This is a genomic window from Marinomonas spartinae (assembly GCF_900089775.1).
In the GTDB taxonomy this organism is placed as follows: Bacteria; Pseudomonadota; Gammaproteobacteria; order Pseudomonadales; family Marinomonadaceae; genus Marinomonas; species Marinomonas spartinae.
This window is the reverse complement of the sequence record NZ_FLOB01000015.1, coordinates 59624-82058: the sequence shown is the minus strand read 5'-3', so window position 1 is coordinate 82058 and position 22435 is coordinate 59624. Positions and strand designations below refer to the sequence as shown.

Genomic DNA, 22435 nt, shown 5'->3' with positions numbered 1-22435 from the left:
AGGATGTCTGAAGTAAGTAAACGACGTTTACGTCTAGGTATGGTGGGTGGCGGTGAAGGTGCTTTTATTGGTGAAGTGCATCGTTTTGCTGCGCGTCTTGATGATCATTATGAGCTGCTGGCTGGGGCTTTATCGAGTCAGAGCGAAAAGGCAAAACGCTCTGCCGAATCGCTAGGTATTATTCGTTATTACACGGATTTTGAGGTAATGGCGGAGGAAGAAAGCAAACGAGAAGATGGCATTGAAGTTGTGTCTATCGTGACGCCAAATCACCTCCACGCTTCTATTGCCGCAGCCTTTTTGGCAAAAGGTATTCACGTTATTTGCGATAAACCCCTGACGGCAACCTTGGTTCAAGCGGAAGAATTATTAGAGAAAGCCAAGCATTACCAAGCGCAATTCTTATTGACCCATAACTATTCTGCCTACCCTATGGTGCGCGAGGCACGGGCCATGGTGAAAGAAGGTCAGTTGGGCTACATTCGTTCTATTCAGGTGGAATATGTCCAAGATTGGTTAACTTCTGCGCTAGAGAAAGAGGGTAATAAACAAGCCTCATGGCGATCGGATCCTAGCCAAGCGGGTATTGCAGGCTGTGTTGGGGACATCGGCAGCCATGCTTATCAGCTAGCCTGCTTTGTTGCAGATACTCAAGCTCAACAAGTATTGGCAGACTTATCTAGTTGGGGAGAGGGGCGTCAGCTCGATGATGAGGCGAATATTTTGATTCGTTTTAACAATGGTGCAAAAGGTCATTTGTGGGCCAGCCAAGTGGCACTAGGCAATGAAAATGGTCTGCGCTTGAGAATATATGGTGATAAAGCAGGGCTTGAATGGTCTCAGGAATCGCCTAATGAGTTGACTTTCTCTCCTATCGGATTGCCTCGTCAGAGCTTACGTCGTGGTAATGCGTATTTAAGCCAAGCTGCGAGCAGTGCGTCACGTATTCCCTCAGGTCATCCTGAAGGTTATCTAGAGGCGTTTGCTAATTTATATCGAGAATTTGCACTACAGCTTATGGAAAATACAAAGTCTGATGTCCTTCCAAGTTTGCTTGATGGTCTGCATGGTATGAAGTTTATTACTGCAACCGTGGTATCTAGCAAGCAAGGCAGTGAGTGGGTTTCGGTTTCTTAAAGAGATCTTATATTTAAAAATATTTCAAAAATAGAATTATATTTTATTTTTGGTCTTGCTTTTTTGTTGCTAAAATAGAATTATATTCTAGTAATATTTTCGCTGTCGAAAAATTAAAATAACTAACCGATAAAGTGATGGTGTCATTGTCCTTTGAAAAGTAACGCTTTTGGTGGGTTGGCCTAGGCCAACCATTGAGGTCAATGATCATTGCCATCCCAAGGAAACTAACATGTTAGAAAGAACCATTATTCAGTCTCGTGGCTGTAAAAATGTGACCTTGCCAAATGGCAAGCCTGGATTTCAATTTCAAATTCGTAATCCAAATTATCGAGGAGTGCAGGCGAGTTTAGTGGATGGCATCGACATTAAGCTAGATGGCCTTTCCTACGAGTTTGATAGTGCTCTGTGGACTTTGCAAGGGGAAACTTATCGTTTAGAACAGCTACGCCAGAGCGTCGACGTTCGCTGGCAGTTGGATGAATTAGCTACCATTACCTTGCCCGTAGAACAGCCCATTCAATGCGGTGTGCATGACTTATTTGTTTGTGTCTTTATTCGTCGACCTTACATTCCTGCTCAATTTTCTCGTTCCCCTTTTAAAACTTCAAAAAAAGTCGTTGTGGTTGATAAGGATGATTCCGCCTCTAATATCAAACTGGGCGTATCCACCTACAGTTATTCAGGCGATATCAATACCTTGATGACATTAGAAGATGTCATGGCAGACATGGCTGATATCGGCGCGAGCGGTTTAGAGATGCTGAGTGAGGGCGATATCCCAGGTTATCCAAATATCTCTAGCACTTGGCTGGATAATTGGTTTCGATTGCTGGATCAATATACGTTGCAGCCAACTAACCTAGGCACTTGGGTTGATACCAATATGTGGCTAGATCGAGACCTCACTGTAGCGGAAGGGGTGGCACAAATTCAGAAAGATCTTCAAATTGCGTCACAGTTAGGTTTTTCTTCTATTCGTCCAAAGTTTGGTGTGACGTCCCTTGATCTCTTGCCTCATCCCATTTGGCGTGAAGCGGTAGAGCGTTCCCTGGAGTTAGCGAATAAGTTGAATATCGTTATTTGTCCTGAAATCCATAGTCCAACCCCGATCAAACACATTGTTACTCAAGGGTATATCGACTTTATTGAGGAAACAAAAACCGATCACTTCAAACTCATTGTTGATACTGGAATCTTCCAAACAGCACCTTGTGATGATGGTCATGAAGGCATTGAGCTCAAGCCTGGGCAAAAAAGACCGCCATTCCTTGAGCCACTTAAAGTACCAATGGCGGACCTTGCCGAAATATTGCCACATGTTCACTTTATCCAATCTAAATTTTTTGAAGTGGATGATCAGCTTAATGATCTACATGTGCCTTGGTCTGACATTGTTCAGACCCTAGAGGCGAACAATTGGTCAGGTTGGTTATCGAGCGAATATGAAGGGCGTCGTGAATCGTATCGCGGCCGTGATCAAATTCGTCGCCAGCATGCGCTATTACGCTCATTGCTCAATCAAAATAATCACTGAATAACAGAGAGTGAAAAGACAAAAACATGACGCGGTATCGCGTTGAGAGAATGTATTTTACATACCAAAAAAACAAAAATAATATTTTGGAGATCAAACCTATGTTTGGCATCACACGATCCAGCGCTAGTCGGGGCCGGGGTACAACGGCAAAAGGCATTACCCTGCTTTACGCGCAAATATTACCGGTTATGGCAATCGTCTGCTTATTTCCAGCGATTCCAAAACTGTTTCAGCATTTTGGCGGCATAGAGCATGCGGCCATTTTTATCCCCATGATTGTCACCATCCCATCTTTATTCTTAGCGATTTTTGCACCTGTAGCAGGCATCGTATCAGACCGTTATGGTCGACGTGTCTGTTTTACTGCTGGAATGGCGGTGTATTCTATCGCTGGTTTGGTACCTGTTTTGGTGGATCGGCTCGATATGATTGTTGCGAGTCGCGCAGTGCTTGGGATCGCGGAAGCTTTTATTATTACGGTGTCCAGTACCCTAATAGCGGATTACTTTGGAGAGCGGCGCCATGGCTGGGTCTCTTGGGTTGGTATCTCGACTTCAATCGCGGGTACTTTATTAATCATCGCCGGCGGAGCTCTCGCCGATATCAGTTGGAAAGGCCCTTTCTTTATTTATCTGCTTGCCATCCCTGGCTTTATTATGACGCTGATATTCATTGATGAACCTTTGAAATCCAATACGGAATCAAGTGGTACGATACAACCACTTGGCTTTCCTTTCAAAATAGCCTTTTTAATCGGTGGTGTGACCTTTGTTGCTTCCATTGTTTACTATGTCGAACCCTTAAATATAGCCAATATTTTATCTGCTGCGGGTATTGAGTCATTTTCTACAATCGGTGTTATTCAAGCCTTAACGACCTTGCCTTATATTCTGGGAGCCATGTTATATCGTTGGTTATTCCGCTGGAGCATTGGCAATTTACTTGCTCTAGCAGGTTTGTTTATCGCGATTGGTCAAATTGTGATCGGCTTTGCCCCACATTATATCTATGTTTCCGTTGGTGCTTGTATTCAACAACTGGGCGCTGGCATGGTCATTCCTGCTTTATTAGCGTGGGGACAATCCATTTTACCTTTTGAGCAGCGCAGCCGAGGTATGGGGATTTGGGCAACGGCTTTTTTCACAGGCACTTTCGTGTGTCCAATGCTGGTCAATATGGTCGAGCAAGCCCATGACTTGCAAAAGGCGATGGTGGTTTTTGGCTTTATTGCTATGGCGCTTGCTCTGCTGAGTTTCTTTTTCGCTCAGAGCCAAAAAATGAATGCTGTTAATAATAAATCTCATGCTGCTCAGAAGGGGCAATAAATCATTATGACATTACAGACAAAACACTTTGATTACATAATTGTTGGTGCAGGTTCTTCTGGCTGTGTGTTGGCTGATAGACTCAGTGCCGATGGAAAAAGTAGTGTGCTTTTAGTTGAAGCGGGCGGGCGTAATCATTCCGAGTTAGTGAATATGCCACGTGCTTTTTTGAAAATGTGGGGGACACCGGGGTATTTTTCCTACTTTCCTATTAAGAATCAAAAAGATAGACCCGCTGATGAAACCTGGGTTTATGGCAGAGGGCTGGGTGGTTCCAGCTCAACCAATGGTACGTGGTTCTTGCGAGGTATGCAGGCCGATTATGACTCATGGCGAGACTTAGGGCTGAGTGAATGGTCATGGAAAGACGTATCCCGTTGTTTTAATGAAATGGAAAGCTATCAATATGATCATGCTGATCCCTCTCGCGGCAGAAAAGGTCCGTTACAAATCACGGAATTACCTTATCGATCCCCTGTGTTGGATGCGACACTAAAAGCAGGTCAGGAGTTTGGCCTGCCAATATTGAAGGATATTAATACGCCAAATACTCAAGGCATTGGCTATACCCAAGCAACAGTGGATCGCCGTGGTCGAAGAGCGTCGTCTTATCGTGCTTTTTTGAAGCCTGCATTAGGGCGCAGTAATTTGACGGTCATTACGGATACGTCTGTACTGCGTATTGTAATGGAAGGATGCAAAGCCACAGGGATTCGTTGTAAGCAAAATGATGAGACCTTCGACGTGTATGCTAACCGTGAAGTGATTGTCAGCGCGGGAGTGATGCAAAGTCCAAAGTTGTTACAGGTGTCGGGTATTGGCCCGGCTGATGTATTGGAACGTGCAGGCGTTGAGGTGGTAAAAGATTCCCCTAACGTTGGTCGACACTTGGTTGATCATGCCATGTTGTCTATTTCTTTTCGTATGAAAAATGCCAAAGGAGCAAATTTTGAATTTGACGGGTGGCGTTTGACGAAAAATGTACTGCAGTACTATTTAACCAGAACAGGTCAAATGGCCTATACTTCGCCTGAGTTGACCGCACTGATTTCTATGAAAGGAGAGCCAAACTGGCCTGATGTTCAATTTGGCATAGGGCCATTTTCTATGCGCTCATCTGAGGAGATGAAAGCGAATCCGGGTCAAGGTGCGCTTGAAGATAAACCAGGATTGACCGTCAACGCTATGTATCTTCGTCCTAAAAGCCGCGGTAGCATTTCAATCGAGTCAGCCGATATTAATGTGCCTGCGTTGAACGATGCCAATTGGTGGGGAGATGCAGAGGATCGGCAAACCTATATTCAGCTAGTAAAATTGATTCGTCGATTTATTGCTCAGCCAGCCTTATCGAAATACATTGAGCATGAGGTGTCACCGGGGGATGATTGCCAAACGGACGAGCAGATCTCTCAAGCATTAAATTGGTTAGTCAGTGCGGGTCTGCATGCGACTGGAACTTGCCGTATGGGCTCTCCTGAAGATTCTGTATTAGATTCAAGACTGAGAGTGCATGGTATTAAAGGGTTACGAGTCGTTGATTGCTCTTCTATGCCGACGCCACCTTCTGGTAATACTAACGGGCCAGCGATGATGCTTGGTTATAGAGCAAGTGAGTTGATTCTTGAGGATAGGGAGTCAGAATAGACTTTCATTCTGTCTCTGGCCTTTGTGTGGTAAAACTGCATATTAGTCGAAAGTCTGATATTGTTTCTTTAACATTCAAACGATCATTTGGATCGTTGCCAGTGTATTTATGAGAACCCAAGTATGTATGTACTTGGGTTCATTTCTTTCTTAAAAAGAATGAGTCACTTTTTTGTCTCTATCGCCTCATTTTAGGAGATAGATTTAAGTAGAACGTTATGTCTAAAAATTTGAAATTCGAAACAACGCTTGCGCAAAGTGCTTCCTGTGTCCGAAAACCCCAGCAAGGCAGAAGTGTAGCCTCACTTAATAGAATGTTTGATGCAGCAATGGGGTTGTTACAGGAAAGAGGAAGTGACGATTTTACGCTGCAAGAAGTGAGTGTAATAGGTAAGGTTTCAATTGGCTCTATCTATTATCGCTTTAAAAATAAGGACGAGTTAGTGAGGGAGTTGCTTTTTCAGGGCATGCATAAAATGGCTGAAAAAGAGCAGGATGCCATTAACTCGTTACTGGAAGAGTGTACAAATTTAGCGGATTACATGCCTCGTTATGTCAAAGCGTATTCCGACATATTAAAAGACCATGCGTTGTTGATGCGGCTAGCGATGCGTCGTGCCGGTATGGACCCTCAAGCAAGCAGCTCTGGTAATGAGAAAATGAGAAAAGCCATGAAGATAAGTGTCGATGCTGTATTGAATTTTCAGGATGAAATTACCGGCAACGCTGCGCTAAAAGCGAGTATGGTTTTCCAAATTATTTTTGCCTCTTTAGCGCGACACTTGAGTTTGGATACAGAGGATGATTCGACTCTCAAGCAAGACTGGAATGAATTGATCGAAGAGCTGAGCGCCATGACGCTTTCCTATTTAGAAAATGACATACGCTATTGAACTCCATCTATCTCGCTTTTATTTCATGGATACTTTTCGATCTAAGAGAATAGGGCCTGTGCCTTCGGTGGCGAGTTTGTCTTGGTCATTGTAGATGGGACACTGAGTTAAGGACAAGCAGCCGCAGCCAATACAGCTTGTTAGTGAGTCACGAAGATTTTCTAGATATGCAATTCGGGTGTTTAATTCTTCATTCCAGTTTGATGCGAGAAGCTGCCAATCTTCTTTTGTCGGTGTTCTATTCTCCGGTAGTGAGTCAAGGGCATGCTTAATGTTATCTAGTGTGATACCGATTTTCTGAGCGGCCTTGATAACCGATATTCGGCGTAAGGTATCTCGATGATAACGGCGCTGGTTTCCCTGATTACGCCAGCTTTTAATTAAGCCTTTTTCTTCATAAAAATGTAGCGTCGAGACATTAACACCGCAGCGTTTTGCCATGTAGCCTACGGTTAGTTCCTCTTTTTTCATAATCTTTCCAGTCTTAAAAAATAAATAGGGAAAAGTCTAAAAAACACTTTACCTCAATATAACTTGAGGTTCTATAGTGAAGACACTGCAACACAGAAGGCTGCTACGGTGTGTTTTTGCCTTTGTTTATTTCAACCCTACAAGGTAATTAAGGAGAAAAAGTATGAGACTGGAACATCTTAACTTAGTCGTGAAGGACATGGATGCAACGCTAACCTTTTACAAAGCCGTATTTCCTCATTGGCGAATTCGTGCCCAAGGCACATCGGATTGGTATGGTGTCCAGCGCAATTGGGTGCATTTTGGTGATGATTATCAATTTCTTACCTTTAACGATAATGGTGCTGGAGAAAATCGCGACCTTAAAGATCATCGAGTTGGATTGGCTCACTTTGCTTATGTCACTAATAATCTAGAGGCTGTTATCAATCGTATAAGGCTGGCGGGCTTTCAGGAGTCGCACAGAGGGCCAGAAAATCCACACCGGAAAAATGTCTATTTTATCGACCCATCTGGCTATGAAGTGGAGTTTGTTGAGTATTTATCTGACTTGCCTGAAGAGCGTAACAACTGTCATGATCTGGAATAGAGGACTTTGATCTGCTTTGATACGAATGCATTAAAGAAAATAGAAAGCCGCAAGACAAATAGTTTGCGGCTTTTAAATACCTATAGTTAAGGAAGTCGAGTGCCTAGTATTGGGAGTCTTTTAGGACTCGCTCGCCATAGATTCCATTCTTTGGAATCGGTTTATAGCTAGAGTTGGCTGCACGCATAACACGAATTCCTTCCGCGCCTGCATTACGTGCCGAAATGATATCGCCATCGGCATCACCATAATAAATCTTGATATCATGCTGTTTTATGTATTTCGTTTTTGTGTATTCCGTGCGGCTAGACCCTGCAAAAATGACATTGTGCATATTTTTGATATCAAAGGTCTTTTTCAAATACTCTGTCGTAAAATGACACTTAGAGCCAGTGCGACCCGTAATAAAGTAGATGCTATCACCACGTTGCTGGTGCATGGCAATTAACTCTTTTGCAATGTGTTTGGGCATACTGAATTTGTCCCATCCACAGTTCGCCTTATCCCAAAACTTTTGATTGCTTAAATAAGAGTAACTATTTGGTGAGAATTCTTGTTGGCCACGGTAAAACACGGGAGAGCTAAACAAGGTTGTATCATCAATATCAAAGCCAACGGCAAAAGGCGCTTTGCCTTGGAACTCTTGTTTGAGATCCGCAACAGAAATCATTTTCACATCCTTTGGCATGCCGGCAGTGGTCATATCAATGGTGGAATAGCCCTTATGAGTGCCTGGTGTTTTCGGGTCGGCATTAGCCGATAGACTAGCTATACAAGTCAGTACTAAAGTCATTGAGCGTAAAGTATGGTTCACAGTGTTCCCTCAGCGTTATTGTCATAATAGGGACTTTTGCATGACTGCTGCGTATGCCAATAGCGTATTAAAAATAGACTCAAAACACGTATTTATGGAGCATAAACTTTGCTTTTTCGTCTATTTTGCTTCGTCTAGGCTTTGCTCGTGATGTCCTACAAAGGGTCTCTAATGGCTTTTATTCTATAGATAAAAAATGTGACTTTCTATGATCTTGTTTTGATTCATTAAAGAGCAAAAGTAGGTGGCTTATTAAGACAGCAGGTTTAGGTGTTTGTGTGGATGTATACAGAACACTTAGAATAAATGTATTTTTTCATTGCTTTAATGTGTTTATTTTTAATGATGTAGGCGTATTTTATGAAGATGAAAAATGCCTATAGATAATATTTTGATGTTTACATGCTTTAAAATGATGGGAGGCTATTTTGTAACTTATTGATGTTTTGGCACTATTTTCTCTTTTTTTGATATTTATTTGAGTGTTTTGTTGATGCCATTTAAATGAATATGTATTCATTTAAATGGCATGTGTGCATTAGCCTTTTCTCTTCTCTACTAGATTGTTTCTGAAATGTCATAGAATGTTGTTAGTGCGAGACCTCGCATTTGGAGTTAATAGCTGGCGTACTAGATATTAACAATTAAGGAATACTCTCAAGGAATGAGAAATGAATAAAACACAACGACACAAAAATTGGTTTTTGGCTATTGGTATTGCGGCTGCTTTTCCTGTTTCCGCAGCAGAAATGGTAACAGTTCAAGATAGGGGGTTACTTGAACAGTCACTGCAAGCTCAGTCCCGCAGTATTGCTCCAGTCGAAACTGGATTCAAAGCCGTAAAACGCGTAACGCTACCCAACGGAAAAGTCAAAATCCGCTATCAACAAACGCATTATGGTCTTCCCGTTTTCAATACCTCTGTGGTGGCCTCAGAATCTCAATCTGGAAGTAATGACGTCTATGGGGTTATGGCACAAGGGATTGCCAATGATATATCTATCCTTCAGCCAGCTTTTGATAAGAAGAAAGCTATTAGTCTTGCAAAATCCAGCTATGAGGGCAAAAACAAATTAGTGGCTAGTGACACTAAAACAGAAAACGAAAATGCTAAGCTAATGGTTCGTCTTGATGAAAACAACCAAGCCCAGCTGGTTTATATGGTTAACTTTTTTGTTGCCACAAACACGCCAGCGCGTCCATTCTTTTTCATTGATGCCACCACAGGAAAAGTGTTGAAAACGTGGGAAGGGCTAAACCATATAGAGGAAAAGGGTACTGGACCTGGAGGGAATGAGAAAACAGGTCAATATATTTATGGTTCAGACTACGATGGATTTACTATCGATAAAACAGGGACAACCTGTACGATGGATAATAGCGTGGTTAAAACAGTCGATCTTAATGGGAGGGAATCTGGCAGTACTCCGTACAGTTATAAGTGTACTGACTCTCGAAACTATAACGACTACAAAGCGATTAATGGCGCTTATTCTCCACTCAATGATGCCCATTACTTCGGTCAAGTTATTTTTGACATGTACAAAGACTGGCTTAACACTTCCCCCCTTACATTTAAGCTGACCATGCGTGTGCATTACGGTAGTAATTATGAAAATGCTTTCTGGAATGGTACGTCAATGAGCTTTGGTGACGGAAAGAATAGGTTCTATCCACTGGTTGATATTAATGTCAGTGCTCATGAAGTGAGCCATGGTTTTACTGAGCAAAACTCTGGGCTTATTTATGAAGGTATGTCCGGCGGAATGAACGAAGCGTTTTCGGATATCGCAGGGGAAGCAGCAGAATACTACACCAGAGGTAAGGTCGACTGGCTTGTTGGTGCAGATATCATCAAATCATCTGGTGGACTGCGTTATTTTTATCAGCCTTCACTAGATGGCCGATCTATCGATAGCGCTTCACAATACAATGATAGTCTTGATGTTCATAACTCAAGTGGTGTCTACAACCGTGCTTATTATTTGCTAGCAACGAAATCTGGCTGGAACCCTCGTAAAGGGTTTGAAGTGTTTGCGGTTGCAAACCAATTGTATTGGACGGCAAATAGTACCTTTGATCAAGGAGCGTGTGGTGTTGCAAAAGCTGCGAAGGACTTAGGCTATTCCGTTGCTGATGTTGAATCTGCCTTTAAAACAGTAAGTGTAAATGCGTCATGTGGTACTGGATCAACGCCAGAATCAGTTCTAAAAAAAGGAGAGCCTAAAACCAACTTGTCAGGGGGAAAAGGATCTCAAACGTATTTTACTTTCACCGTGGATAGAACATCGAGATCAACCATAAGAATGTCTGGTGGAACAGGGGATGCGGATCTGTATGTTAAAGCCGGTCAAAAACCTACGAAATCGTCATACGATTGTCGTCCCTACAAAAATGGCAACACCGAACGCTGTACCATCATTACTCGCCCAAATACAACCTACTATATTATGTTAAATGGTTATCGCAGTTACTCTGGTATTACACTCAGCCTAAACTAGTGATTTAACCGATAGCAACCAATTTTAAAAGCGCACATCATCGTGCGCTTTTTTATGGTTACATGCCCTACTCAAGGATATATTGCCATCAGCAGAACTGACTTATGGCAACATGGGAAGGGAGCTTCATGGACCTCTCTGACAAGAAGGAGAGCCCACAGATTGATATAATTATTGTTGATTGCTTAAATCAACCATGACTTTAACCATGCCCAGATCCGTCACTAAGGGGGGAATCGTCTCAGATAAATTCGTAAAATGCAGTTTATCTGCCAAGGTGTCTGTCTTAATGTACTCAAGGTATTGCTGACACCAATGAGCCAGTTCGTCACTCGCTTCAATGCTAATGTCGATACGATCCAATACCTTGTAGCCCTGTTGTTTACGCATTTTCTGAATATGGCTGACAATCTCTCGCATGGCGCCTTCTGCCACCAGTTCTTCTGTCAGTTCTGGGTCGATGCTGATCGACACAAAACGGTTGGATGTGGTGTGTGTACCTGCTTTGGCCTGACGATAGACGTGAATCTCCTCTTGGTTAAATACTTGCCCGTCCACCTCGATTTGCCCTTGGGTTTCTAAATGCTCCAGCTCTTGCTCATTGAGTTGCGCAATGCGTGCAGCATAGTATTTCATCTGCTTGCCAAGGCGTTTGCCCAAAACTGGGAAATTCGCTTTCGCGTAGAAATCGATGAAGTCATTCTCTTGTTGGCTAAAGAGTACGTCTTTGATGTTCAACTCGGTTTGAATGTAATCCGTCAAACGGGCGATATCGTTTAGTACCTGAGCCTCTTTATGCAATACGGTCAGCGATTTGAGCGGGGTTTTTAGTTTAATTTTCAAATCGTTACGCAGTTGACGACCCATTACCAAGATATGCTGAACACGAGCGACACTGGCTTCTAAGTCTTCGTGTTTTAATGCCGTATTCGCTGTGGGGTAGTCACACAAATGCACAGACTCTGGCCTATCGTTAGCGGAAAAAGGCAGCAGCTCTTGGTATAGATGCTCCGCAAGGAAGGGCGTAAAAGGTGCCATTAACGTACCAAATGTATCCAAACAAGAGTACAAAGTGTCATAAGCCTGTTGTTTGTCTTCATTCATTTCTTTTTGCCAAAAGCAGGCTCGATTCAAACGGATATAGCCATTGGTGAGATCTTCGATAAACTCAAAGAGCGCAGGCACCACGTTGTAGAGATGGTAGGCTTGCATCTCCTGATTGACCTTGGTTGTTAAGGTTTGCAGGCGAGACAATATCCACTGATCCAAGATGTTATCAGAGGGGTTGTCCGATCCAGTGTCTTGCCATTGGTCGATCTCGGCGTAAGTCGAGAAGAAGCGAAAACCATTGAGCCAAGGCAACAAGACCTGACGCACCATATCTTGTACGCCAGCATCAGAAAAGCGTTGCTCTTCCGCCTTTACCAAGCCTGAGTTGATCAAATAGAGACGCAAAGCATCCGCTCCGTAATGCTCCATCAGAGTATCAGGGGGAGTATAGTTTTTGAGGCGTTTGGACATTTTCTTGCCATCTTCTGCCATCACAATGCCATTGACGATAACGTTTTTAAACGCTGGTCGCCCAAACAAACATTGGCTGAGAACTTGTAAGGTGTAAAACCAGCCTCGTGTTTGATCCACTCCTTCTGCGATAAACGCAGCAGGGAAGTTTTGCTCAAATTGCTCTTTATTTTCAAAGGGGTAGTGCACTTGTGCATAAGGCATGGCACCGGACTCAAACCAGCAGTCGAATACTTCCGCAATGCGTCGATAGGTGCCTGGCTCCTCTGGAAGGGAGAAAGTCAGTTCATCAACATGATCGCGATGCAAATCGTCGACAGTGACGCCGGTGTAGTTTTTTAACTCTTCTATAGAGCCAAGGCATAAGTGTTTTCCTGTTGTATCGTTTACCCAGATTGGCAGCGGAGTGCCCCAATAGCGGTTACGCGATACCGACCAATCGATCGCCCCTTCTAACCATTTTCCCATTCGGCCTTGTTGGATATGCTCTGGCACCCAATTGATCTGTTCATTGTTGGCTTGTAGCTCGGCACGCATCTGCTCTACCTTGATGTACCAAGAGGGCACAGAGCGATAGATGATGGGCGTATCGGAGCGAGGGCAAAAAGGATAACTATGGGTGATGGTTTCCTGACGGTACAAAAGATCACGCGCTTTTAATGTTTGCAGGATGGCTTTATCCGCGTCTTTCACATACAAGCTTTCGAAGTCTGTCACTTCATGGGTGAAGCGGCCACGACTGTCCAAAGGGCAAACAGAGGCGTGTAGACCATTGGCTTTGCAGACGCGGTTATCGTCTTCGCCAAAGGCGGGGGCCATGTGGACAATGCCTGTACCACTGCCAGTTGAGACAAAATCATCGGCAAATACTTGGAAAGCGCTGGACTCATTCAAGTGGCTAAAATACGGGAAAAGCGGCTCATAGTGTTTACCACTCAATTCCGCTCCTAGAGCTTTATCGAGTACCTCTATATCACGGCCTTTGCTCATAGACTCTAGTTGCGTCTCGGCAAGCCAAAGAGTTTTGTTGATAGAGGCATCATGCACTTTGACATAAGGAATGTCTGGGCCAACGCACAGGGCAAGGTTTGAAGGCAATGTCCAAGGAGTCGTCGTCCATGCTGCAAAATAGGTGTCTTCCTCTACGAGTTTAAACAACACTGTGACCGCAGGATCTTGAACTTCCTTGTAGTTAGAGCTGGCTTCAAAGTTAGATAATACGGTTTCCAGCTCAGTGGAGTAGGCAATGACCTTGTCGCCTTGGTAGACGAGCCCTTTATCCCACAACTGTTTAAAGACCCACCAAACGGATTCCATGTACCAAGGCTCCATGGTGCGATAATCGTTGTCAAAATCTACCCAGCGGCCAAGGCGCGTGATGGTCTTTTCCCACTCGCTGGCATAACGCTGAACAATGCCACGGCATGCCCCGTTGTAACGGGCGATACCCAGCGATTCAACCGCTTCTTTGGCGGACATGCCAAGGGATTTATCGATTTCATGCTCGATGGGCAAACCATGACAATCCCAACCAAAACGGCGTTCTACATGGAATCCTTTCATCGTAAAGTAACGCGGGATGATGTCTTTGATGGTTGATGCCACTAGATGACCATGATGGGGCAACCCCGTTGCAAACGGCGGCCCATCGTAAAACACATAGTCGGGTTTATTTTTCGACGCGGCAAGAGAACGCTTAAAAATCTGTTTATCCTGCCAAAATGTCAATACAGCCTGTTCGGCATCAACGAACGAAAAACGCTCGGATGTAGAGGGATTATTCGCCTCGGGGGCTAAATGCGAAGGGGAGTCTTGAGTGCGCATATCGGCTTCCTGTTAACACCCAAGAAGCCGAAAAAAGAAACCCGCCTCTTGGGCGGGTTTGCTTTATTTACTCAACAACGAACCCACCACTCCTAGGAATGATGATAATAATTCGTTGTTGAGTAAGGGATACGTTTTTCATAGCTCTATTTTTACCTTTGCAGAGAGGAGTCGTCAAGGGATATTCAGCATCTGTTTGCTTGATAAATGATCAGTCGCAAATTAAGATGACCTTTTATTAGGTCGATTAAAGGTGCTTTAAAATGACTTCTAGAATCCTTTCCGACGTGGCTGCCAGTATTACAGAGTTTAAGCCAACCCGATGAAAGTTGCCGCCAGCGCACACGGTAAAGCGGTTGCGGTATTAAATCGCAATGAACCTGCGTTCTACTGTGTCCCTGCCGAAGCGTATGAAGCCTTAATGGATAAATTGGAAGATATGGAACTGATAGCACTCGTGAAGGAACGCGCCAATGAAGAAAGTATCCCAGTCAGCATCACTGACTTATAAACTCGAATTCAAAAAGAGTGCTCTGTAAAGAATGGCAAAAACTTGGGGCGACGCTACAGCAGAAATTTCTTAAAAAAATATTCAATTTACATTAAAGTAAAAAGGGAAGAGTATGGATAATGTAGAACTTTTAGAAGATATATTATTAGAGTCAGGAAGTATTGATCGTTTTTTTGGTAGAAAAATACCAGTAGACTTGTGGAGGGCAAAGAAAGTAAAAAGTAATGAGCCATTGTTCAATTTGGTTGAGACTGAAATTGAAAGAAAAAGAGGTGCTCCAAGAAAACCTGATATTACTATAGAGAATGATAGGGTTTTTGTTAGAGATAGGCCAAGAGGAATTAGTACCTTTGATAGGCCAAATACTTTTAAAGGACAGTGGGAGTACTATAAGTTACCTGCAGGTTCCTTGTTACCTAAGGGGCTGGTCATTGTGAGAGATTCTTATAACCCTGTATTTAAAGCTACTCATCATACTATAGCTCCTGAAATGGATATGCCTCTTGTACGCTTTAAAATGTTACTTAATCAATTAGCGAGTATGATTGAAAAAGATGAGGTGGCTTAATGCAAATAAAAGATGATTGGTTAGCAACTATTTTGTGTGCTATGAATGATGCAATAAAGTTTAATGATACTTTAAGAAATAGTGAAACAGTTACGGATGTTGAGGATGTAGAAGAGTGGTTGATGCAAATTTTTGAATGTAAGGAATATTTGCAGGAAGAAATTTCGAAAAATCCACAGCTAATGAGCCGGTTAGAAAAGCATTTTAAAATTTAAAACTGTCGACTTAATACATTTCTAGTCGGAAATATAAAACATATTTTTTAATTTTGATAAAATTTTTTGATGAAAAGCCAACTCATTCAGTTGGCTTTTGTCGTTTCTGAAAGTCGAAAAGCCTAGTTGTTTTTCTTCAACCCCAAGTAGTTCTCTATCCCTTTGATCTGGTCTTCCGCGTGGTGGTTGACGTAGAGAACCGTGGTTTCTTTTCCTTCGCAGATTTTTTCGATTAGTGCGAGGACGAGCTGGCGGTTCATGTCGTCTAGACCAAGGCAAGGTTCGTCTAGGATCAATAATGGTGGGTGTTTCACCATGGCGCGGGCGATGAGTAATAAACGCTGGTCGCCGTAGGAGAGTTTGTTAAAGGGGTGGTCAGCGCGGTCTTCCATGCCTAGCAGTGCAAGCCATTGGTCGGCGATTTTCTTTTGGTTATCGGTGGATTTGCTGTACATGCCGATGCTGTCATAGAAGCCGGAAATAATGACGTTTTTGCAGCTGGTGCTGACGCGGTACTCCCACTGTAGTGCCGTGGAAACGTAGCCGATAAATTGTTTGATCTGCCAGATGCTTTCGCCGTTGCCGCGTTGAAAACCAAAGACGAAAATATCGTTGGTATAGCATTGCGGATGATCGCCGGTAATCAATGACAAGACGCCCGTTTTGCCGCTGCCATTGGGGCCGCTGAGTTGCCAATGTTGCCCTTGTTCTATGGTCCAATCTAGTTTATCGACAATCACAGTATCGCCGTATTTGATGGTGGCTTGCTTGAGTCTGACCAGTGGCTGGTTTGGATCGAGTGCTGGCAGTTTATTCGCTGGGTCGGCGTCTGGCACACTTAGATCTGTGGTTTTCAGATGCAGTAATTGATACAACTCGTTAAAAGCATTTTCGTCTTTTTTATCTACTGTTAGAGCCAGCTTGCCATTGTCTACATACGCAATGTGGGTGATAAAATCTGGCATTTCATCAAATCGGTTAAGCACCATGATCATGGGGGTGGTATCGACTATGCTTGCCAAATGTTTTTGTAGCATGGTAAGCGTATTGGCGTCTAAGCCGTCGAAGGGTTCATCGAGAATTAATACATCTGGTTTGCTGGACAAAGCGCGAATCAGCATGACTTTGCGCGTTTCGCCTGTGGAGAGTTTACGGAAGGCACGGTCAAGCAATTGGCTTAAACCGAACTTTTCTACCAGTGCTTGGGCCAGTTCTGGATCTTGGCAGTTATCGAAAATCATTTCATGAACGGGCGTCCCGAGGGAAATCACGTCCATGATGTCGGCGTCGTCTTTTTTTAGTTCTTTGGCAATCAGTTCGGCTTGGGCTTCAAAAGACACCAACCCCACATTTTGCGGAAGGCCTGTTATCGTGCCATTTTCAATCTCACCAACGCCTGCAAGCACGGCCGCCAAGGCCGATTTACCCGCGCCGTTTGTACCGGTAATTACCCAGTGCTGGTCAGGCTCAATGGTCCAGTTAATCTCGCTTAGCGTAAAGCGATCATCAAAGTTCACCGTTACCTTGTTGAAGAGAATATTATCTAAGCGGATGCTGCCCATGGTATTTCCTAATGTTTTGTTGAGAACAAGAAAGACAAAAAAGCCGAGTTCTGAAGCTCGGCTTTTTAAATGAAAATGACGATGTTATGAGCGAAGCCAATACGAGTCTATTTTTAACAAAGTATTGGCGAGCGCAATAATCGTATTAAACGATTTTTTTCATGTCCGCCATATGACCACGTAAAACAGAGCCTACCGCTTCAACTGGATGAGAGCGAAGCGCTGTGTTTACTTCGATCAAACGAGCGTTGTCTACGCCATTGTCTTCTACAGAAAGCCCTTTACCGATGACGTCAGACTTGATGCCTTTTATGAAATCAGCCAATAGAGGCACACAAGCATGGTTGTACAGGTAACAACCGTATTCTGCTGTATCAGAGATCGTCGCGTTCATTTCGTACAGTTTCTTACGAGCGATGGTGTTCGCGATGAGTGGGGTTTCATGTAGAGACTCATAGTAAGCCGATTCTGCAATGATGCCCGCAGCCGTCATGGTTTCAAATGCTAGCTCAACACCTGCTTTCACCATAGCCACCATCAAGATACCCTTGTCGAAGTACTCTTGTTCAGAGATTTCTACGTCGCCAGCAGGCGTTTTTTCGAAGTTGGTTTCAGCGGTATCTGCACGCCATTGAAGCAAGTTTTTGTCGTCGTTTGCCCAGTCTTCCATCATGGTTTTAGAAAAATGACCGCTCATGATGTCGTCTTGGTGCTTGTTGTACAAAGGACGCATGATTTGCTTAAGTTCTTCAGCCAGATCAAATGCTTTGATTTTAGCTGGGTTAGAAAGACGATCTAGCATGTTGGTCACGCCGCCGTATTTCAATGCTTCAGTTACAGTTTCCCAACCGTATTGGATCAATTTAGAGGCGTAACCTGGATCGATGCCTTCTTCAACCATTTTGTCGAAGCAAAGGATAGAGCCTGTTTGCAACATACCACAAAGGATAGTTTGCTCACCCATCAAGTCAGATTTCACTTCGGCGATGAAAGAAGACATTAGAACGCCTGCTTTATGACCGCCAGTACCCACTGCGTAAGCTTTTGCTAGGGCTAGACCTTCGCCTTTAGGATCGTTGTCTTCGTGAACAGCGATCAGTGTTGGAACACCAAAGCCACGAACGTATTCAGCACGTACTTCAGAACCTGGGCACTTAGGTGCTACCATGATAACCGTTAGGTCGTCACGAATTTGCATGCCTTCTTCCACGATGTTGAAACCGTGAGAGTAAGATAGGCAAGCGCCTTCTTTCATAAGTGGCATAACCGCTTCAACAACAGAAGAGTGTTGTTTATCTGGTGTTAGGTTAAGAACCACATCAGCTGTTGGAATCAAGTCTTCGTATGTACCAACAGTAAAACCATTCTCTGTGGCGTTTTTCCAAGACTGACGTTTTTGAGCGATGGCTTCTGGACGCAACGCGTAAGAAACATCAAGGCCAGAGTCACGTAGGTTCAAGCCCTGGTTAAGACCTTGTGCACCACAACCGATGACAACCATTTTTTTGCCTTTTAGCGCTTCTACGCCATCCGCAAATTCTGACATGTCCATGAAACGGCATTTGCCCAGTTGTTCTAGTTGCTCGCGTAGCGGCAATGTATTGAAGTAGTTAGCCATGGTAAACATTTCCTAGTTTTTATGTTTAATGTATCGGCCATAACAGCATGCCGATATTAAAAATGGATGACACAGCCGCCAAGCAAGATTCTGATGACGTTCTGCGAGTAGAGCTAATCTATCCTAGTAACATTTTTTCGTAAATTGATATATTCGCAATATAGTGTCCCACTTTTTGCAAACATGGTTTATGATGAGTAGTTCGTAGGCGAAGGTGTGTTATGAAGATTAGAACGATCAAGCAATTTCTTGCGTTAGCAGAAGCATTGAATTTCGGGCGCGCTAGCGACGAATGTCATATCAGTATTTCGGCCTTGTCGCGTAACATTCGACACTTAGAAGATGAACTAGGTGTTGTGTTGTTTAATCGTGATAATCGCACTGTTGTGTTGACCAAAGAAGGACAAAAGTTTCTCAAGTACGCCCGTGATACTAGTCGGCAATGGGATTTGATCCGCCATGAGCTGACGGATAATCCCGATGAGCTGAGTGGTGAAATCAGTCTCTATGGTTCGGTCACCGCCAGTTATAGTTTCTTGTATGAATTACTGCGCCGTTTTCGCATTGCCTATCCGGCGATTGAGATTAAGCTGCGTACTGGTGATCCAGAGCATGCGATCGGGCACATTCTGGATGGTAAAGAAGACATTACCATTGCTGCGCGGCCTGCGAATTTACCCCGTGGTATGGCGTTTAAGCCCATTGCCATTTCACCTTTGTTATTTATTGCGCCACTAGATCAGCAAGTACCGAATGTACCTGCCAATCCCCCTACTAGACCAGAAGAGTGGGCGCACATTCCGATGATCCTGTCGGAAAGTGGCGTGTCTCGAACCCGTGTCGATGAGTGGTTTCGTCAACATGACATTACGCCACGGATTTATGCGCAGGTAACGGGTAACGAAGCCATTGTGAGCATGGTGAGTTTAGGCTTTGGCATTGGTGTAGTGCCCAAAATCGTCTTAGATAATAGCCCGTTGATGGATCGAATTAAGGTGCTAGAGGTAAAGCCTGAGTTAGCGCCTTACGACATTGGTTTGTTTACCTTGAAGAAAAACTTAAAAAATCCCTTGGTCGACGCTTTTTGGAGTTTGATGTAAGACCTATTTGCCAATGTCTCGTTAGAGAGTAATTAGAAAGAGTAATATATGTTTAAGTGGTTTAATGCCTCCATTACAAGAAAAGTGAGTAGTCTTTCTTTTGTTCTGTTGTCTTTTCTGTTTGTGGTGATTCTTTATTCTGTTTTAAAGTTGCAGAAAATAAATTATGAAATGCGGGAAGTGGCTCAGATTGATGTGCCTTTATCGGACGTTATCTCACAGATAGAGCTTATACAACTTAAGCAACATTTATTGATGGAAACCATCCGTCAACAAAAACAAGCTCTTTTCGATCATCCATCACTGAAAAAGAAAGCCTTGCTCGGATTCAATGACTACAACAGGTCATTGTCTGAACAATTAGTTAAAGCCATGCAGGTCATTCAAAATGGCCTGAAGCGTGGCGGTGTACGAATACAAGTGGCGGATCATCAAACATTGATTAAACAGATTCGCTCATTGCATATTGAACGGGAGGCTTTTGATCATCTAGTAAACCAGTTTTTTTTACATGGAGATACCGATTTTTCTCTCCATTGGAGCAACATAGAAAAGCATTGTAAAAAGCTCGATACTCAGTCCGGTATGTTATTAAAAAATATCGATCAACTAACCCTCAAGGCGTCTCTTTATACTGAAAGACAAGAGCAAGAGTTGATGATAGTGAACGCGATCTTAGGTATCGCGGCATTGTTCATCGGGACGTATTTGACCTTATATATTGTGCAGTCGGTACGGAGCCGAGTGGGCTCTATTCGTTGGAAAATTGAATCTTTACATCGAACGTTAGGCGAAGACTCTGATGAAGTGGGTGCCAACTCCTATCAAGATTTAGATGAGTTTAGTGTGCTTGAAGCGGATTTGAATATCTTGACGAATCGGCTTTCTAAAGAGCGTAGCAATCGCTATGAAGTAGAGCGTCAATTGATTGAGCTTGCCACGCGAGATAAGTTAACAGGCGCCTATAATCGTCATAAATGGGATGAGTTATTAAAAGAAGAGTTAGCGTTAGCTAATCGTGGCGGTCGATTTAGTCTTGCGCTGATCGATGTCGATTACTTTAAAAAAATTAATGACATGCATGGTCACGGTGTGGGGGACAAAGTGTTGCAATTTCTGGTGACGGAGTTAAATAAACTCATCCGCGAGACCGACATGCTGTTCCGAATTGGTGGGGAAGAGTTTGCCATTCTACTAAAAAATACAGGTCTGGATGAGGCCGGTAAGCTTGCCGAAGCGCTTCGCTTGAAAGTTGAAACATTCAACACGCCTTCTCTTCCTAGGTTTACGATCAGCCTCGGTGTAACAGGCAGCCAAGAAAGCGACGATCAAGTTAGTATTTTAAAGCGTGTGGATATGCTGCTGTACAAAGCGAAAGGGGCTGGACGAAATCAAGTGAAAATAGGTTAGTTCCCCCATGCCCTATCAGAAGAGTGTTAATAAGAAATCCTCTTTCGCCATAGAGACGCCGTTAATCATGATTTCCACGCTATGTTGTCCACTGTAATAGGCTCTTGTGGTAATGGGCTTGAAAAGGTGCTTCTTGGTGATAAATAGGTGTTGACTCGCAGGCAGAGTGACTTTTTTCCATTTAAATACTTTGGGTGAGGTGGTGCCGTTTTTCTTTTGATGATGGATAACATAATCAATCATCAACGTTTGGTCTTTATTCAGATCTGAGCTTAGTGAAAAGGAAAACACAAGTGATTGGTTTAGTGAGATGCTCGGCGTTGCAATAGTCAGTTGATGGCTTTTTAATTCTGGTGTGCCATAACCGAATGCTTTTAGTGCCGTGGTGTGACCTTGTTTTAATAAGGTGCGACAAGCGTGACGAAGGAGTTGCTGGCGAGGTGTATTTGCCCCTTTCATCCAGTCGATGGCGAGATCAGCGACTAGGTCAGGGTGATCTTTGGCGATGTCATTCAGGTTGTTGGCAACCGAGCGGCGTACATATTCTTCTGGATCATCGAGGAGTTTTTCCAATAATCGAATCACGAGCGTAGGATCTTTAATAAAGTCTGGCAACTGCATCGCCCAAGGTAAGCGCGGACGAGTTCCTTCGGATATTAAGCGTCGTACGTGTTTATTTTGGTCAGTAATCCAGCTATCTAGTGTATTTAAGGTTTTTTCTGGTACCGTTAATAAGAAAAAACGAATGCCAAACTCGGAGGTAAAGCGACGAGTCATGGCGTTTAGCAAGGTCATCGAAAATTCATGGTAGTCGATGCCATATTGCCCCACGTAATCCGCCATCGGCATAATGGCCCAACCTGTGATGCCACTTTCCTCTGTATGTGAATCGTTGCTGTCTGACTCCGTTGCCAAGCTGGCAAGCAGAATATTGCCCGCTTGGATAAAATCTTTGGGTAAATAAGAGGCCATGGCCTTGGTGATTTGCGCTGAGCGTTCTTTCAGCTCTAGCGTTTCAAGTTGATAACAAGCCGCTTCGGTAAAGCCTTGAGCATCAAACTCTGTCCAATGATGTTGAAAGTGGCCTGCCATTTTTCTTATAACAGTGTCATTGAAGAGGTTTTTAAACGGTTCAGACATTGGTTTCGTTTCCTTCAGCGGTTTGATCTTAAATTCCACCTAAATATGCCGC

At 43.6% G+C, this 22435-nt stretch carries 18 protein-coding genes; 12 read left to right on the top strand and 6 right to left on the bottom strand.

Annotated elements, in window-relative coordinates; genetic code table 11:
- Window positions 1-3 precede the first annotated feature (3 nt).
- From MSP8886_RS19505 to MSP8886_RS19485, 5 genes are all read left to right on the top strand, one after another.
- Window positions 4-1137 (top strand): Gfo/Idh/MocA family protein, encoded by a 1134-nt coding sequence (locus tag MSP8886_RS19505; RefSeq protein ID WP_175365326.1) that lies wholly within the window; start codon window positions 4-6, stop codon window positions 1135-1137.
- A 232-nt stretch (window positions 1138-1369) separates the two neighbouring features.
- On the top strand, window positions 1370-2674 hold the full coding sequence (locus MSP8886_RS19500; protein ID WP_067019932.1) for a C-glycoside deglycosidase beta subunit domain-containing protein: 1305 nt from the start codon (window positions 1370-1372) through the stop codon (window positions 2672-2674).
- Between the two features lie 101 nt (window positions 2675-2775).
- Window positions 2776-4002 (top strand): MFS transporter, encoded by a 1227-nt coding sequence (locus tag MSP8886_RS19495; RefSeq protein WP_175365325.1) that lies wholly within the window; start codon window positions 2776-2778, stop codon window positions 4000-4002.
- Window positions 4003-4008: 6 nt separating this feature from the next.
- Window positions 4009-5646: a GMC family oxidoreductase gene (locus MSP8886_RS19490; protein WP_067019926.1), complete on the top strand. Its 1638-nt coding sequence runs from the start codon at window positions 4009-4011 to the stop codon at window positions 5644-5646.
- 218 nt (window positions 5647-5864) lie between these two features.
- A complete protein-coding gene (locus MSP8886_RS19485; RefSeq protein ID WP_067019923.1) occupies window positions 5865-6539 on the top strand; it encodes a TetR/AcrR family transcriptional regulator in 675 nt (224 codons plus the stop codon).
- An 18-nt stretch (window positions 6540-6557) separates the two neighbouring features.
- On the opposite strand, the gene soxR is transcribed toward MSP8886_RS19485, so the two are convergent.
- Window positions 6558-7010: a redox-sensitive transcriptional activator SoxR gene (gene soxR / locus MSP8886_RS19480; protein ID WP_067019920.1), complete on the bottom strand. Its 453-nt coding sequence runs from the start codon at window positions 7008-7010 to the stop codon at window positions 6558-6560.
- A 163-nt stretch (window positions 7011-7173) separates the two neighbouring features.
- On the opposite strand from soxR, the gene MSP8886_RS19475 reads away from it, so the two are divergent.
- Window positions 7174-7599 carry a VOC family protein gene (locus MSP8886_RS19475; protein WP_067019917.1) on the top strand — a complete coding sequence of 142 codons (426 nt, stop codon included), beginning with the start codon at window positions 7174-7176 and terminating at the stop codon, window positions 7597-7599.
- 103 nt (window positions 7600-7702) lie between these two features.
- Here MSP8886_RS19475 and aphA read toward each other — a convergent pair whose 3' ends face one another.
- A complete protein-coding gene (gene aphA, locus MSP8886_RS19470) occupies window positions 7703-8413 on the bottom strand; it encodes an acid phosphatase AphA (protein ID WP_083201058.1) in 711 nt (236 codons plus the stop codon).
- A gap of 671 nt (window positions 8414-9084) precedes the next feature.
- Between aphA and MSP8886_RS19465 the strand changes: the two genes are divergently transcribed.
- Window positions 9085-10914 carry a M4 family metallopeptidase gene (locus MSP8886_RS19465; protein WP_067019911.1) on the top strand — a complete coding sequence of 610 codons (1830 nt, stop codon included), beginning with the start codon at window positions 9085-9087 and terminating at the stop codon, window positions 10912-10914.
- A 171-nt stretch (window positions 10915-11085) separates the two neighbouring features.
- Here MSP8886_RS19465 and ileS read toward each other — a convergent pair whose 3' ends face one another.
- On the bottom strand, window positions 11086-14259 hold the full coding sequence (gene ileS / locus MSP8886_RS19460) for an isoleucine--tRNA ligase (protein ID WP_067019907.1): 3174 nt from the start codon (window positions 14257-14259) through the stop codon (window positions 11086-11088).
- A 322-nt stretch (window positions 14260-14581) separates the two neighbouring features.
- Between ileS and MSP8886_RS19455 the strand changes: the two genes are divergently transcribed.
- The 3 genes from MSP8886_RS19455 (at window position 14582) to MSP8886_RS19445 (ending at window position 15553) form a co-directional block, all read left to right on the top strand.
- Window positions 14582-14770: a type II toxin-antitoxin system Phd/YefM family antitoxin gene (locus MSP8886_RS19455; RefSeq protein WP_442399533.1), complete on the top strand. Its 189-nt coding sequence runs from the start codon at window positions 14582-14584 to the stop codon at window positions 14768-14770.
- 112 nt (window positions 14771-14882) lie between these two features.
- Window positions 14883-15338, top strand: coding sequence for a Tse2 family ADP-ribosyltransferase toxin (locus MSP8886_RS19450; protein WP_067019904.1), 456 nt, complete (start codon window positions 14883-14885; stop codon window positions 15336-15338).
- Window positions 15338-15553 carry a hypothetical protein gene (locus tag MSP8886_RS19445; protein WP_067019901.1) on the top strand — a complete coding sequence of 72 codons (216 nt, stop codon included), beginning with the start codon at window positions 15338-15340 and terminating at the stop codon, window positions 15551-15553. Before MSP8886_RS19450 ends, MSP8886_RS19445 begins: the two co-directional genes overlap by 1 nt.
- A gap of 122 nt (window positions 15554-15675) precedes the next feature.
- Here MSP8886_RS19445 and modF read toward each other — a convergent pair whose 3' ends face one another.
- Window positions 15676-17115: a molybdate ABC transporter ATP-binding protein ModF gene (gene modF, locus MSP8886_RS19440; RefSeq protein WP_067019897.1), complete on the bottom strand. Its 1440-nt coding sequence runs from the start codon at window positions 17113-17115 to the stop codon at window positions 15676-15678.
- Window positions 17116-17260: 145 nt separating this feature from the next.
- Window positions 17261-18733, bottom strand: a complete 1473-nt coding sequence (gene ilvC, locus MSP8886_RS19435; RefSeq protein WP_067019895.1) for a ketol-acid reductoisomerase — start codon at window positions 18731-18733, stop codon at window positions 17261-17263.
- A 221-nt stretch (window positions 18734-18954) separates the two neighbouring features.
- Here ilvC and ilvY point away from each other — a divergent pair, with 221 nt between their 5' ends.
- A complete protein-coding gene (gene ilvY / locus MSP8886_RS19430) occupies window positions 18955-19833 on the top strand; it encodes an HTH-type transcriptional activator IlvY (RefSeq protein ID WP_067019892.1) in 879 nt (292 codons plus the stop codon).
- Window positions 19834-19881: 48 nt separating this feature from the next.
- Entirely contained in the window at window positions 19882-21243 is a 1362-nt protein-coding gene (locus MSP8886_RS19425; RefSeq protein ID WP_067019889.1) for a GGDEF domain-containing protein, read from the top strand.
- Window positions 21244-21258: 15 nt separating this feature from the next.
- Here the strand turns inward: MSP8886_RS19425 and MSP8886_RS19420 are convergent, their stop codons facing one another.
- Window positions 21259-22383: a DNA alkylation repair protein gene (locus MSP8886_RS19420; RefSeq protein ID WP_067019886.1), complete on the bottom strand. Its 1125-nt coding sequence runs from the start codon at window positions 22381-22383 to the stop codon at window positions 21259-21261.
- Window positions 22384-22435: the final 52 nt, after the last annotated feature.

Coding starts and splice junctions, on each gene's coding strand:
- MSP8886_RS19485 (WP_067019923.1), top strand. CDS start 5,865: ATGTCTAAAAATTTGAAATTCGAAACAACGCTTGCGCAAAGTGCTTCC.
- MSP8886_RS19450 (WP_067019904.1), top strand. CDS start 14,883: ATGGATAATGTAGAACTTTTAGAAGATATATTATTAGAGTCAGGAAGT.
- MSP8886_RS19495 (WP_175365325.1), top strand. CDS start 2,776: ATGTTTGGCATCACACGATCCAGCGCTAGTCGGGGCCGGGGTACAACG.
- MSP8886_RS19465 (WP_067019911.1), top strand. CDS start 9,085: ATGAATAAAACACAACGACACAAAAATTGGTTTTTGGCTATTGGTATT.
- ilvY (WP_067019892.1), top strand. CDS start 18,955: ATGAAGATTAGAACGATCAAGCAATTTCTTGCGTTAGCAGAAGCATTG.
- MSP8886_RS19475 (WP_067019917.1), top strand. CDS start 7,174: ATGAGACTGGAACATCTTAACTTAGTCGTGAAGGACATGGATGCAACG.
- modF (WP_067019897.1), bottom strand. CDS start 17,115: ATGGGCAGCATCCGCTTAGATAATATTCTCTTCAACAAGGTAACGGTG.
- MSP8886_RS19490 (WP_067019926.1), top strand. CDS start 4,009: ATGACATTACAGACAAAACACTTTGATTACATAATTGTTGGTGCAGGT.
- soxR (WP_067019920.1), bottom strand. CDS start 7,010: ATGAAAAAAGAGGAACTAACCGTAGGCTACATGGCAAAACGCTGCGGT.
- MSP8886_RS19445 (WP_067019901.1), top strand. CDS start 15,338: ATGCAAATAAAAGATGATTGGTTAGCAACTATTTTGTGTGCTATGAAT.
- MSP8886_RS19425 (WP_067019889.1), top strand. CDS start 19,882: ATGTTTAAGTGGTTTAATGCCTCCATTACAAGAAAAGTGAGTAGTCTT.
- ilvC (WP_067019895.1), bottom strand. CDS start 18,733: ATGGCTAACTACTTCAATACATTGCCGCTACGCGAGCAACTAGAACAA.
- MSP8886_RS19500 (WP_067019932.1), top strand. CDS start 1,370: ATGTTAGAAAGAACCATTATTCAGTCTCGTGGCTGTAAAAATGTGACC.
- ileS (WP_067019907.1), bottom strand. CDS start 14,259: ATGCGCACTCAAGACTCCCCTTCGCATTTAGCCCCCGAGGCGAATAAT.
- MSP8886_RS19455 (WP_442399533.1), top strand. CDS start 14,582: ATGAAAGTTGCCGCCAGCGCACACGGTAAAGCGGTTGCGGTATTAAAT.
- MSP8886_RS19420 (WP_067019886.1), bottom strand. CDS start 22,383: ATGTCTGAACCGTTTAAAAACCTCTTCAATGACACTGTTATAAGAAAA.
- MSP8886_RS19505 (WP_175365326.1), top strand. CDS start 4: ATGTCTGAAGTAAGTAAACGACGTTTACGTCTAGGTATGGTGGGTGGC.